Origin of the sequence: Streptomyces sp. NBC_00096 (assembly GCF_045041305.1) — a bacterium.
Taxonomy (GTDB): Bacteria; Actinomycetota; Actinomycetes; order Streptomycetales; family Streptomycetaceae; genus Streptomyces.
The window spans coordinates 5,500,440-5,513,586 of the sequence record NZ_CP108221.1 but is presented as its reverse complement, the minus strand read 5'-3'; the positions used below and the strand labels follow the sequence as shown (position 1 = coordinate 5,513,586).

Genomic DNA, 13,147 nt, shown 5'->3' with positions numbered 1-13,147 from the left:
ACATGCACCCGTCGGGCGCGACCGCGCCCGCACGGCTTTTTCACGATGATGTGGAGAACCCATGGCTCATCTGGGAACCGGTCACCGGCGGCGCGCCCTCGCCGTTCCGGTCGGACTGGCGCTCACCGCCTCGCTCGCCTTCCTGCCCTCGGTCGCGGCCTCCGCCGCCCCGGTCGGCACGACGGCGGACGCGGTGGCGACCGCCAAGCCGGACACCTCCGGCCCCAAGCTGTCGTACGTGGCGAACCTGACCGCCTACGGCACGGTGAAGCAGGCGAAGAAGGCCATCGAGCGGGCCGGCGGCACGGTGGTGATCGCATATGAGCAGATCGGCGTGGTCGTCGCCCACTCCCAGAACCCGGAGTTCGCCAAGCAGCTCCGTGGCCAGCGCAGCCTGTTCGTGTCGGTCGGCGCCACCCGGACCGCTCCCCTCTCGGTGGTGCAGACCACCGAGGAGGGCACGACGCAGCGGCTGAGCGACGCGGACGCCGCCAAGGCCGCCGCGCAGGCCGAGCCCGGGCAGGAACCCCTGGAGTCCAACCAGTGGGACCTTCGCGCGATCAAGGCCGACCAGGCTCACAAGATCAACGATGGCAGCCGGAACGTCACGGTGGGTGTCATCGACACGGGTGTCGATGACACCCACCCGGATCTCGCCCCGAACTTCTCCAAGGAGCAGTCCGCGAACTGCGTCGGCGGCGTCGCCGACACCACGGAGGGCGCGTGGCGTCCGTACGCGGACGGCAGCGACCACGGCACCCACGTGGCGGGCACCATCGCGGCCGCGCGCAACGGGATCGGCATCAGCGGTGTGGCGCCCGGCGTCAAGGTCGCCGCGATCAAGGTGAGCGAGCCCACGACCAGCCTCTTCTTCACCGAGGCGGTCGTCTGCGGCTTCATGTTCGCCGCCGAGAAGGGGATCGAGGTGACCAACAACAGCTACTACGTCGACCCCTGGCTCTACAACTGCAAGTCGGACGACGACCAGAAGGCGCTGGTGGAGGCCCTCACCCGGGCGACGAAGTACGCCGAGCGCAAGGGCGTGCTCTCCGTGGCCTCGGCCGGCAACTCCAACCACGACCTGGCGTCGAACGCCATCGTGGACGACACCAGCCCGGACGACGTGCCGACCCCGGTCACCCGCACGATCGACCCGCACGTCTGCCTGGACCTGCCCACCCAGCTCCCGGGCGTGGTCACGGTGAGCGCGAACGGCGACCAGGGCATCAAGTCGTACTACTCCAGCTTCGGCCTGGGCGTCGTCGACGTGGCGGCCCCCGGCGGCGACAAGTGGCAGGTCCCGGCCACCCCGGACGCCAACGGCCGCGTTCTGTCCACCCTCCCGGGCGGCGGCTACGGCTACAAGCAGGGCACCTCGATGGCCGGCCCGCACGTGGCCGGTGTCGCGGCCCTGCTCAAGAGCGCGCACCCGTGGGCCACGCCCGCGCAGCTCCAGGCGATGCTCAAGGGCCAGGCGACGAAGGTCGCCTGCCCCGAGAAGGTCTACGACGCCACGGGCGCACTGGTCGACGCCACCACCTGCAACAGCAAGTGGGGCCAGACCGGCTACTACGGCTACGGCGTGGTCGACGCTCTGAAGGCCGTCAAGTAGCCCGGGCCGTCGGTTAGCCGGGCCGTCGGGCAGCCGGGCCGTCGGGCAGCAGTGAGGGGCCGGGCGGGGATCACCCCGCCCGGCCCCCTCACGCCCGGATCAGGGCTTGATCATGACCTTGAGCGCGCTGCGGTCGTCCATCGCCCGGTAGCCGTCCGGGACCTCGTCGAGGGAGACGGCCCGGTCGAAGACGGGCGACGGGTCGATCGCGCCGCTGAGCACGTCAGCCAGCAGCTCCGGGATGTACGCCCGGACCGGTGCGACCCCGCCGCGCAGGGTGATGTTGCGGTCGAACATGACACCCAGGTCGAGGCCGGTGCCGCTGCCGTGCGGGACGCCGACGTAGCCGATGGCCCCGCCGTCGCGCGAGATGTTCACGGCGGTGCGCATGGACTGCTCGGTGCCGACCGCCTCGATGACCGAGTGGGCGCCCTGGCCGCCGGTGAGCTCGCGCACGGCCGCCTCGGCGGCCTCGCCGCGCTCGGCGACCACGTCGGTGGCCCCGAAGAGCTTGGCGATGTCCGTACGGACCGTGTGGCGGCCCAGTGCGATGATCCGGTCGGCGCCGAGGCGCTTGGCCGCGAGGACCCCGCACAGACCGACCGCGCCGTCGCCGACGACGGCGACCGTGGAGCCCTTCCGCACACCCGCGCCGAGCGCGGCGTGGTGGCCGGTCCCCATGACGTCGGAGAGCGCGAGCAGCGCGGTCAGCAGGTGGTCGTCGGAGGCCGCGTCGGCCGGCAGCTTCACCAGCGTGCCGTCGGCGTGCGGGACGCGGACGGCCTCGCCCTGGCCGCCGTCGTGGCCGACCGAGCCCCAGAAGCCGCCGTGCTCGCAGGAGGTGTACAGGCCCTCGGAGCAGTAGGCGCAGGTGCCGTCGGACCACATGAAGGGGGCGACGACGAGATCGCCGGCGCGCAGGCCGGAGACGGCGGAGCCGGTCTCCTCGACGATGCCGAGGAACTCGTGGCCGATCCGCTGGCCCGGCTGGCGCTCGGCCTCGCCGCGGTAGGCCCACAGGTCGCTGCCGCAGATGCAGGCACGCAGGACGCGGACGACGGCGTCCTCGGGCCGCTGGATCGCAGCGTCGGGCACCTCCTCCACGCGGATGTCGTGCGGGGCGCGGATGACGGTGGCGCGCATGGTGGTGCAGCCCTCCGGTTAGGAAATGGTTGAGCCCTGTAGGGCCTCCCTACCGTACGCCCGCTCCGGCGCGAGTGTTCCCGTGGCCAGCAGGTACTGGGCCGCCACGTACGTGGCCATGATCCAGAAGTCCGGGCGGGGCGGCTGCGGCCACTCGGCGACCCCGGTGGCGATCAGCGTGTCGGAGAGCAGGAACAGCGCCCCGCCGATCCCCGCCCGCAGTCCGGGGGCGCCGGAACGCCAGGCCATGGCGGTGAGCAGCAGGCTGTACCCGGCGACGGGCACGCGGAGGTCGGCGGGCAGGTCGCCCCAGAGCAGCGTGACGGTGGAGACGAGCGCGAGGGCGTACGCGGCCCCGAGCGCGGGACTCGGACGCCCGCGGCCGAAGAGCACGAGGTAACAGACGTGCCCGGCGGCGAAGGAGCCCATGCCGATCAGGAAGGCGGGATCGGCGTCGAAGAGCAGGGCCAGGTCGCCGCCCCAGCCGAACAGCAGGGCCGCGATCAGCAGCCGGGGGGCGCGGCCGGTGGTCGCGCGGGCCCGGTACACCACGTACCCGACGAGCAGGGGCATCAGGAACGGCTTGGCGATGAGGTGTCCCGGGTGCCAGCCCGCCAGCAGCGATCCGAGGTCCAGGGCGGTGGCCACGGCGAAGGCGCCGAGCAGCACCCCGGCGGCGGGGCCCGCGCCCGCGGGGACGGCGGGGCGCGCCCAGGACGGCGTACGCAACGCCGCGCGCGCGGTGGGACCGGCGGCGCTCACGCGGCGTGCTCGGGGGCGGACGCGTGCTCGGGGGCGGGCGCGGGCGCCTGGGCGGGCGCGGGCGCCGCGGCCGTTGCCGCCTGGGCGGGCTGCCAGCCGGGGCCGCGGAAGACGCGGCCGGCCCGCTCGCGCCAGGTCGCGGCCCCGCGCACGTCACGGGCGATGGAGGCGTACTCGTGGGTGGCGACGCGCAGCGGGTTGTGGGTGCTGATGTTCTTGGTGAGGCCGAAGACGGGCTTGTCGGTCTCGCCCACCCAGGAGCCGAAGATCCGGTCCCAGACGATCAGGATCCCGCCGAAGTTCCGGTCCAGGTAGCCGCCCTGGGAGGCGTGGTGGACACGGTGGTGGGAGGGCGAGTTGAAGACGAACTCGATCGGCCGGGGCAGCTTGTCGATGCGCTCGGTGTGGATCCAGAACTGGTAGACGAGGTTGACCGAGTAGCAGAAGGCGATGGCGGCCGGGTGCACCCCGAGGGCGATCATCGGGAGGTAGAACGGCCAGGAGGTGGCGCTGGTCCAGGGCTGGCGCAGGGCGGTGGTGAGGTTGAACTTGCGGCTGCTGTGGTGGACGACGTGGCAGGCCCAGAGGATGCGGATGACGTGGTGGCCGCGGTGCTGCCAGTAGTAGAAGAAGTCCTGGGCGAGCAGCATCAGCGGGATGGTCCACCACAGGAGCGGCACGCGGAGCGGGGTGAGCTCGTAGACCGCGGTGTAGATGGCGAGGATCGGGATCTTCCAGAGGAAGTCGAAGACGAGGCTGCCGATCCCCATGCCGAGGCTGGTGACGGCGTCCTTGGTCTCGTACCCGGCGGCGTCCTCGTCGGGATGGATGCGGTAGCTCACCAGCTCGATGACGGTGAGCAGTACGAAGGCGGGTATGGACCACAGCACGACATCGGGCAGGTTCGGCATGTCCGCACCATAGAGGCGGCCTCGGGGGCTCGGCTAGAGGTTGTTACCGATCGGTATCCATCGGTGTTACCGACGGTTCACGAGATGCTTCGGGTGAGGGTGTCCGGGCCGAGGGGAAGGCGTGGGGATGGCGGACTTCGGGGCGGGTGTGGAGGCGGTCGCCTTACGGGCGGCGCGGGCGGTGGCGCTGGCCCTGGCGAGGTCCCGGCCGGGGCCGCGCCGGCTCGGGCCGCTTAAGTCGGGCGACGCGGGCGGGCGGCGCCTCACGGGCGAGCTGGCGGCCCGGCTGGCCGGGGCGGGCGCGGGGCTCCCCGAGCCGGACCGGCTGGCGGCGGTGGCCGCGGTCGGCGAGGCGTTCGCCGCGCTGGGTCCGAAGGAGGCCCGGGCCCTCTTCGCGCCGGGCCCCGGCCCCGCGGCGGCCGGGGCTCCCCCGCCGGGAGTCCCCCTGAGCCCGGCGGCGGAGGCCGCCTACCGGGAGCTGTTCGCACTGTGCCGCACGCTCGCCGCGGCCGACCCGCCGGGCGGGGCGGGCGAGGTGGCCGGGACGGGCGGGGCGATCGGGGCCGACCCGGCGGGCGAGGCGGGACCGGCCGGCGCGCAGGGTCCGGCCGGTGGAGCGGCGCAGGGCCCTGCCGACGGAGCCGCGGCGCAGGGTCCGGCCGGTGGAGTGGCGCAGGGCCCTGCCGACCCGGTGGGCGAGTCGGGCCGGGACGGCGCGCAGAGCCCGGCCGGCGCGCAGGGCCCGGCCGGTGGAGCGGCGGCGCAGGGTCCGGTCGGCGGTGCGGCGCAAAGCCTGCCCGGCGGTGCGGCGCAAGGCCCGGCCGGCGGAGCCGCGGCACAGGGTCCAGCCAGCGGAACGGCGCAGAGCCCGGTCGGCGGAGCGGCGCCGGGTCCGGCCGAGCGGGCGGCGCGGGGGTTCGAGGAGCAGTACGCCCACTACGTGGCCAGGGCCCAGGCCCGGGTCCAGCTGTTCGGGCTGACCTTCAGCCAGGCCCGCCAGGACTGGCCGCTGGACCTCGCCTACATCAGCCTCGCGGTCAGCGGCGCGCAGCTCCTGGAGGAGCCCGGCCTGCAGACCCCGGTCAAGGCCGAGGCGGCCCTGGACGCGGCGGAGCGGGTGCTGCTGCGCGGCCCGGCCGGCTCGGGCAAGAGCACCCTCGTCCAGTGGCTGGCCCTGAACGCCGCCCGCCGCAGCTTCGGACCCCAGCTGCGCGACTGGAACACCCTGGTCCCCTTCGTCCTGCCGCTGCGCTCCTTCAACTCCCCCGCCGGGCTTCCCGCGCCCGCGGACTGGCTGACCGCGACCGGCGTACCGCTGCGGGCCCCGGAGGGCTGGGTCGAGGAACTCCTCTCCGCCGGGCGGGCGCTGGTGCTGGTCGACGGGGTCGACGAGGTGCCGCCGCGCCTGCGCAGCAGGACCGAGTCCTGGCTCCGGGAGCTGCTCACCGCCTATCCGGCCGCCCGCTTCGTGGTCACCACCCGCCCCTCGGCCGTACCGGAGGACTGGCTGACCGCCCAGGGCTTCTCCGCGCTCGCCCTGCTGCCGATGGAGCGCGACGACGTCGGCGCCTTCATCACGCACTGGCACGACTCCGCGCGCGCGGAGGCCGACGGGGAGGGCGCGGGCCGGGAGCGGGAGCTGCTCGACCGCTACGAGAAGGCCCTGCTCCAGGCGGTGGGCTCGCGCCGGGACCTCGGCCGGCTCGCCACGAACCCGCTGATGTGCGCCCTGCTGTGCGCACTGAACCGGGACCGCCGGATGCACCTGCCCCGCGCCCGCAAGGAGCTCTACGACGCCGCGCTGGACATGCTGCTGATCCGCCGGGACAGCGAGCGGGACATCTCGGGGGTCGAGGGCGTCTACCTCAGCCGCGACGAGCAGACCCTGCTGCTGCAGCGGCTCGCGTACTGGCTGATCCGCAACGGGCAGGTGGAGGCCTCCGCCGCCGACGCGATCGGGATGATCGCTGAATCCCTCGACGCCATGCCGCAGGTGAAGGCGCAGGGCAGCGCGGAGACCGTCTTCCGGCACCTGCTGATCCGCAGCGGGCTGCTCCGGGAGCCGGTGCCGGGCTCGGTGCTGTTCGTGCACCGCACCTTCCAGGACTACCTCGGCGCCAAGGCGGCCGTGGAGGCCCGGGACTTCGGCGTGCTGGTGCGCAACGCGCACGAGGACACCTGGGACAACGTGGTCCGGATGGCGGTGGGCCATGCCCGTCCCGACGAACGCGCCCAGCTGCTGCGTCAGTTGCTGCACCGGGCCGACCAGAGCGAAGGCGACCGCAGCCGGCTGGTGCTGCTCGCGGCCGCCTGTCTGGAGCACGCGCCGGAGCTCGACCCGGAGGTCTGGCGCGAGGTGGAGGCCCGGACGGCCCGGCTGCTGCCGCCGCGCTCCCCCAGTCAGGCCGGGGAGCTGGCCAAGGCGGGCGAACTGGTGCTGGAGCTGCTGCCCGAGCCGGCCGGGCTCAGCGCGGACGAGGCGGCCGCGGTGATCCGTACGGCGGCCCTGGTCGGCGGCGACCGGGCGCTCCAGGTGATCGCGGGCTTCCGCACGGACGACCGCTACGAGGTGGGCCGCGAACTGTCCGACGCCTGGGGGCGGTTCCCCGTGGACGCCTACGTGGACGCGGTGCTCGCGGACGCCCCCGTGCACGCGGCCCACCTGCACGTGCGCACCGCCGGACAGCTCCGGGCCCTGGACCGGCTGCCGCACGTCAACCGGCTGCACATCAGCTGGGACGGCCCGGTACCACGGGAGATATCGGAGCGGCGGGACCTGGAGTCGCTGATCCTGCACCGCAACGCGCGGCTGACCGACCTGTCCCCGCTGGCCGGGCAGTCCTCGCTGCGGCACCTGGGCGTGCTGGACTGCCCGAAGGTCACCGGGATCGAGGTGGTGGGCGAACTGCGCGCGGACAGCCTCGCCTTCGGCTACCTGCGGGACGACCTCTCGCTGGCCCCGCTGGCGGGGGCGGCCGGGCTGCGCTCGCTGGTCATCGGTTTCGAGCCGGAGCAGCGGCGGATCGGGGACGTTCCGGCGGCCGGCACGCTGACCGCGCTGCACCTGTGGCAGGGCGCCCGCCGGATGACGCTCGACGGGATCGAGCGGTGGCCGGGGGTGCGGACGCTGACGGTCGCCGGGAGCGGCCAGTACCGGCAGCTGGTGCGCTCGCTGCCGCTCAGGGGCCTGACCGGCCTGCAGATCCGGCACGCGGGGCCCGTGTCCGCCGGGGCGCTCCTGCCGTACGAACACCTCGGCCGGCTCGTCCTGATCCGGTGCGCCATGGAGGGGACCCTGGAGGCGCTGCGCGAACTGCCGGAGCTGCGCCGGCTGGTGCTGAGCGAGTGCCTGGGGACCGTGGACCTGGCTCCGCTCGCGCCCCTGGAGGAGCTCGTCATCGAGCTGCGCCGGGGCACGCACGTGAGCGGGACGGAGCTGATCCCGCCGGAGCGGCTCGTCCGCAGGGACTGAGCCGCTCCGCCGGGCCTCCCGGTCAGCGGGCCGTACGCCTGCCGGGCCCGCGGCTACGGGGCTTGCGGCGGCGGGGCGTTCGCGCGCCCCGCCGCGTCACCAGACCCGGACCGACGCGCCCCGGGCGAAGGCCGGGCTGGTGGCGCCCGCCGGGACCTCCGTCAGGGGCTGCGCGACCTCCGAGACGAGGGGGCCGTGCTTGGCGGCCACCGCGTCCAGGAGGGCGAGGTCGAAGCCGTACACGCGGGCGGCGTTGCCGCCGACCATCGCGGCGACCTCCTCGCGCGGCAGGCCCGCGTAGGCGATGCGCAGGCCCTCCCGGGAGAAGGGGGTGGTGCCCTCGTCGTGGGGGTAGTCGCTGCCCCACATGATCTTGTCGAGGCCGATCCGGTCCCGCAGCGGGACCTCGTGGGGGCGCATGAAGCTCGCTCCGACGAAGCAGTTGTCCCGCCAGACCTCGCTGGGTCCCTTGCCCATGGACTCCGCCAGGCCGGCCCCGAACTTGGCCTCGGCGGTGGCCGAGGCCGCCACCAGGCGGCCGTGGTAGTAGTCCAGCATCTCGATCACGCCCGGGATCCAGCCGGAGCCCTGTTCCGTCAGGACCAGTTTCAGCCCGGGGTGGCGGCGGAAGGCCCCGCCGAAGATGAGGTGCCACAGGGCCCGGTGCGAGAACCAGGTGGTCTCCACCATGAAGACGGCCCGCGCCGCCGGCTCGTCGCCCAGCGGCGGCGACGCCGATCCGCCGTGGTGGTTGACCGGGACGTCCAGCTCGTCGCAGACCGCCCAGATCGGGTCGTAGACGGCCGAGTAGAGCTCCGGCACGGTGGAGCCGGGCGGGACGCCGGGCAGCAGGATGCCGCCGGTCAGACCCGCCTGCCGGGTGCGGCGGATCTCCTTGACCGCCGCGTCCACGTCGTTGAGCAGGATCTGGACCACGCCCGCCCGGCGGCCCGGCGCGTCCGCGCAGAAGTCCGCCAGCCACCGGTTGTGGGCCTGGAGCCCGGCCCAGCGCATCTCGTACTCGGCCGCCGTCGGGGGCTGGGCCATCAGCGAGGCCTTGGGGAAGAACGGCGGGATGGTGTTCGGGAAGAGGACTTCCGCGACGATCCCGTCGGCTTCGAGCTCGGCCAGCCGGCGCTGGGAGTTCCAGTTCCGGTCCGCCGTGTCCGCGAGGAGGTCCTCGTACGGGTTCACGTAGGTGGCGGCCCAGGCGTCGAAGTCCTCGTGGTGGCGCTTCTCCAGGTACGGCCTGTAGTCCAGCAGGTCGGCGCCCGCGTGGCAGTCCGCCGAGATGACCGTGTAGCGGTCCGGGGCTCCGGCCGTGTCGGTCGTGTCGGTCGTGTCGGTCACGGGTTGACCCCCAGGACCGGGAAGTCGTTGTCCGTCAGCCAGTGCCGGCCCACCTCGCGCGAGCGGCCCCAGGAGGCTTCGACGGCCGCCTGGTCCTCGCTCTGCCCCAGCTCCGCCGGGGTGGGGCCGATGCGGCGGGCGATCGGCGCCAGCTTCCCGGTGTCGAAGCCGAAGACGTCCGCGGCCGCCAGGCCCAGCATCCGGCGGGTCTCCCCGACCGGGATGTCGTGGAAGGTGTTCTTCAGCCAGTTCCGGGTGTTGGGCCAGGTCCCCTCCGGGTGCGGGAAGTCCGAGCCCCACAGGATGTTGTCCACGCCGATCTCGTAGCGCTGGGCGAGCTCGCGCCGCTTGGTGTTGGTGGCGCAGATGAACACCTGACGGTCCAGGTACTCGCTCGGCGGCCGCTTCAGCTCCGCGAACGGCGAGAGCTTCTTGCCGCCGTGCGCGCCGAGGTAGAGCCGGTCCATGAACCACAGCTGGTTCGGCAGCCACCAGCAGCCCGACTCGGCGACGCCGAACTTCAGCCCCGGGTGGCGCTCGAAGACCCCGGACCAGAGCAGGAACCAGAGCGGGCGGGCCGGCCACCAGGTGACCTCGGAGACGTAGATGCCCAGGTGGTCCCCGTACTCGTGGCGGGGCGCGGCCCCCGAGTGGGTGACGATCGGCATCGCCGTCTCGGCGGCGGCCGCCCAGACCGGGTCGTAACGGCGGTCGTGGTAGGGCGCCTTGTCCACCCACATGGAGGGGATCATCAGCGCGCCGAGCCCGGATTCCCTGGCGCGGTGGATCTCGGCGACGACCTTGTCCGGTTCGCCGGTGATGGGCAGCAGGGCGACCCCGCAGTGCCGCTCGGGGTTCTCCGAGACGAACTCGGCGAGCCACCGGTTGTGGGCCTGGGCGCCGGCCATGCCGAGCTCGGGGTCCTGGTCGCCGGAGAGCCCGAGGCCGACCCCGAAGGGGGCCGCGGTCTGGCTGTCCACGGCGTCGGCGTCGGGGAAGACGACCTCGGCGGCCACCCCGTCGCCGTCGAGCTCCTTGAGCCGCTGCGTGACGTCCCAGCCGCCGCGCAGGCCTTCCTCGTGGTCGTGGAACCACTTCTGGGCGAAGGCCTCGTTGCGGACGCCCAGGCGGGTGGCCTCGGCGCGGCGGGCGTCGCGCTGGCCCAGGAAATCGTCGAACTGCGGGTGGAACGCGCTGTCCAGGTAGGGGCGGTACTGCTCGGTCGGCAAGCCCGCGTGGCAGTCGGAGGAGATGATCAGATAGGGATCTTCGTACGGTGTGTCACTCACGACGGACTCTCCTCAGTCGAGGATGAAGCTTTCGAGGTAGGCGGGGTTGGCGCGGTCGAGCATCGACTGCGAGCGGGCGCGGATCTGCCGGTCGCTGTGCTCGCTGTCGGGGAGCATCCAGAACCGGTCGGCGCGGATGCCGTCGACCACGTGGTCCGCGACGTCCTCGACCGGGGTGAAGTTCACCTCGTGGCCGGCCTGCTTCATGGCGGCCTCGTACTGGTCGAGGCTGCGGTACGGGCTCTTGCGCGGGCGCTCCTTCGCGTACCGGTCGGGCCGGTTGCGGTGCGACTCCCACAGTCCGGTGCGCAGCATGTGCGGTCCGGGGAAGAGGACGGAGGCGCCGATGGCCGCGCCCTCCGCCTTGAGGTGGGCGTAGAGCGACTCGGTCATGGTGACCACGGCCGCCTTGGTGACCGCGTACACGGAGGCGGTGGGCAGCGGGGCGATGCCGCCGTCGCCGGAGGAGGTGTTGACGACGTGGCCGGGGCCGCCGCCCGCGATCATGCGGGGGACGAAGGCCTGGATGCCGTGGAAGACGCCCCAGACGTTGACGGAGAAGGCCCACTTCCAGTCGTTGGGCTCGTGCTCCCACATGCGGCCCTCGGCGCCGGAGCCGACGCCCGCGTTGTTGCAGAGCACGTGCACGGCGCCGAAGGTCTCGTACGCGGCGTCGGCGAGCGAGAGCACCGAGTCGCGGTCGCTGACGTCGACGAGCTTGGCGAGCACCTCGGTGCCCTCCGCCGCGAGTTCGTCGGCGGCCTCGCGCAGGGCGCCCTCCTCCACGTCGGCGAGGACCACCTTCAGTCCCTCGGCGGCGAAGCGGCGGGCCATGGCGCGGCCGATGCCGCTGGCGGCTCCGGTGACGACGGCCACCTGTCCCGGTTCGAGTCGCATGTCAGACGCTCCCCTCGGGCGGCCCGTCGAGGATCTGCATGGGGTCGTCGTAGCGCTGGTGGATGTACGGGAGCAGGGCCTGGGCGCTGACCCGTTCGACGACCCTGCCCCGCTGGTCGGTGGTCTTCTCGCCGATGGTGAGCTCGACGAGACGGCGTACGGGGAGGTCGGCGACGGGGTCGTACATCGACTCCCGGAGCACCACGTCTCCGGTGATGTGCTCCAGCTTGCGGACCTTCTCGTTGCGCGTGCAGTGCACGAGCACCGGGTCGGCGTCGAAGCCCGAGCCGTCCACCGCGGGGAGGAACTTGAAGTAGAAGTCGGTCTTCGTGGTGGGCTCGGGCAGCGGCAGCTCGCGGTCCACCGCTCCGCGCACCTCCACGAAGGCGATCCCGTGCCGGGCGAGGGCGGCCCTGACGACGATGCCGTCGCGTTCTACGGTGACCTCGCCGAGCTTCTTCGGTTCGCCGAAGACCTCGCGGCCGCCGGTCAGCGCGCGCTCCATGGTCATCGGCATGACCAGCGGGTACCAGCCCTCGACGCCGCCGTGCTGGGCGGCGACGGCCACTGAGCCGGCGCCGAGCGGGTAGCCGGGCAGGTCGACCTTGCTGATGTTGGCCCGCACCAGGGGCCGGTCGGCGGGCTTCAGCGGCGGCGGCAGGACCGCCGCCACCACGTCCGGGTCGCTCTCCCAGACGGCCACCACGCCGGTGGACCAGATGTCGGGGAGCTTGGAACTCTTCTCGCGCGACGCCGCGATCTCGGCCTCGGTCCGCGCTCCGTACCGTACGCGTGCCATCTATCGCACCATCCCTCGTCTAGGACGCAGTCGGTTCTGTAACACAGTTACACCGGGACCGATGAAGGGTAAAGACCCCTGCACGTACCTGATCTGACGGATCGACAGAAAGTTGGGACGGATCGATGACCAGAACCACGCTGACCCGCGCGGAGGTACTGGACGCCGCCGCGTCCCTGGTCAAACAGCACGGCCCCGCCGCCCTCACCATGCGCAAGCTCGCCGCCGAGCTGGGCACCGCCGTGACGTCCATCTACTGGCACGTCGGCAACCGCGAATCGCTGCTCGACGCCCTCGTGGAGCGCACGGTGGAGGACATGGGCGCGATCCGGCCGGCCGGCCGCACCCCGGCCGAGCGGATCGTGTCGGTGGCCCGGATCCTGCGCCGGGAACTGCGCGAGCGCCCGCACCTGATCGCGATGGTCCACGAACGCGGCCTCACCGACCGGATGTTCCTGCCCGCGCAGCAGGCCATGGTCCACGAGGTGCACGCGGCCGGCCTGCGCGGAGCCCGGGCCGCCGACGCGGTGCGCGCCATCCAGTTCCAGATCATCGGCTTCGTCCTGCTCGAGCGCAATCGCGAACGCTCCCCCGCCCAGTCCCCCGCCGAGAGCGAACTCTGGGACCCTGCCGACGCCCCGCACGACCCGCAGCTGGCCCGCGCCCTGGCCCGCCCGGTGGACCCGGAACGGCTGTTCCAGCTGTCCGTACGGGCCCTGGTACGAGCCCTGTTGACGCCGGGTGGGTAAGTCCCCTCGCCCTCCGGGGGCGCCCGTGACGGGACCGTCGGACACGGGCGCCCGAGGCTCCGGGCCCCGCCCGGGACCGGCCCTGCGCAGACCCGGACCGGAACTGCCCGGCCGGGGACCTCGGGGGCCGGCGGGCCGTGGGTGTCGGCGCGGGCCGATATCC

10 protein-coding genes are annotated in these 13,147 nt (G+C 73.3%); 3 read left to right on the top strand and 7 right to left on the bottom strand.

Annotated elements, in window-relative coordinates; all coding sequences use genetic code 11:
- Nucleotides 1-61 precede the first annotated feature (61 nt).
- The gene (locus OG904_RS24355) at nt 62-1,612 is read left to right on the top strand and encodes a S8 family peptidase (RefSeq protein WP_405494354.1); all 1,551 of its coding nucleotides are present in this window, start codon (nt 62-64) and stop codon (nt 1,610-1,612) included.
- A 99-nt stretch (nt 1,613-1,711) separates the two neighbouring features.
- Here the strand turns inward: OG904_RS24355 and OG904_RS24350 are convergent, their stop codons facing one another.
- From OG904_RS24350 to OG904_RS24340, 3 genes are read right to left on the bottom strand one after another with little or no spacing between them, the layout of a single operon-like run.
- Complete coding sequence (locus tag OG904_RS24350) at nt 1,712-2,755, bottom strand: zinc-dependent alcohol dehydrogenase family protein (RefSeq protein WP_405494352.1); 1,044 nt, start codon at nt 2,753-2,755, stop codon at nt 1,712-1,714.
- An 18-nt stretch (nt 2,756-2,773) separates the two neighbouring features.
- Nucleotides 2,774-3,517: a lysoplasmalogenase gene (locus tag OG904_RS24345; protein ID WP_405494350.1), complete on the bottom strand. Its 744-nt coding sequence runs from the start codon at nt 3,515-3,517 to the stop codon at nt 2,774-2,776.
- Nucleotides 3,514-4,428, bottom strand: coding sequence for a sterol desaturase family protein (locus tag OG904_RS24340; RefSeq protein ID WP_405494348.1), 915 nt, complete (start codon nt 4,426-4,428; stop codon nt 3,514-3,516). Before OG904_RS24340 ends, OG904_RS24345 begins: the two co-directional genes overlap by 4 nt.
- Nucleotides 4,429-4,555: 127 nt before the next feature.
- On the opposite strand from OG904_RS24340, the gene OG904_RS24335 reads away from it, so the two are divergent.
- Nucleotides 4,556-7,900 carry an NACHT domain-containing protein gene (locus OG904_RS24335; protein ID WP_405494346.1) on the top strand — a complete coding sequence of 1,115 codons (3,345 nt, stop codon included), beginning with the start codon at nt 4,556-4,558 and terminating at the stop codon, nt 7,898-7,900.
- 96 nt (nt 7,901-7,996) lie between these two features.
- Here OG904_RS24335 and OG904_RS24330 read toward each other — a convergent pair whose 3' ends face one another.
- The 4 genes from OG904_RS24330 to OG904_RS24315 are packed head-to-tail and all read right to left on the bottom strand — an operon-like array spanning nt 7,997 to nt 12,235.
- Nucleotides 7,997-9,250, bottom strand: a complete 1,254-nt coding sequence (locus OG904_RS24330; RefSeq protein ID WP_405494344.1) for an amidohydrolase family protein — start codon at nt 9,248-9,250, stop codon at nt 7,997-7,999.
- Complete coding sequence (locus OG904_RS24325) at nt 9,247-10,539, bottom strand: amidohydrolase family protein (RefSeq protein WP_405494342.1); 1,293 nt, start codon at nt 10,537-10,539, stop codon at nt 9,247-9,249. Before OG904_RS24325 ends, OG904_RS24330 begins: the two co-directional genes overlap by 4 nt.
- 12 nt (nt 10,540-10,551) lie before the next feature.
- A complete protein-coding gene (locus tag OG904_RS24320) occupies nt 10,552-11,436 on the bottom strand; it encodes an SDR family NAD(P)-dependent oxidoreductase (protein WP_405494340.1) in 885 nt (294 codons plus the stop codon).
- A 1-nt stretch (nt 11,437) separates the two neighbouring features.
- Nucleotides 11,438-12,235, bottom strand: a complete 798-nt coding sequence (locus OG904_RS24315) for an acetoacetate decarboxylase family protein (protein WP_405494338.1) — start codon at nt 12,233-12,235, stop codon at nt 11,438-11,440.
- Between the two features lie 125 nt (nt 12,236-12,360).
- Here OG904_RS24315 and OG904_RS24310 point away from each other — a divergent pair, with 125 nt between their 5' ends.
- A complete protein-coding gene (locus OG904_RS24310) occupies nt 12,361-12,984 on the top strand; it encodes a TetR/AcrR family transcriptional regulator (RefSeq protein WP_405494336.1) in 624 nt (207 codons plus the stop codon).
- The last annotated feature ends 163 nt before the right edge of the window (nt 12,985-13,147 follow it).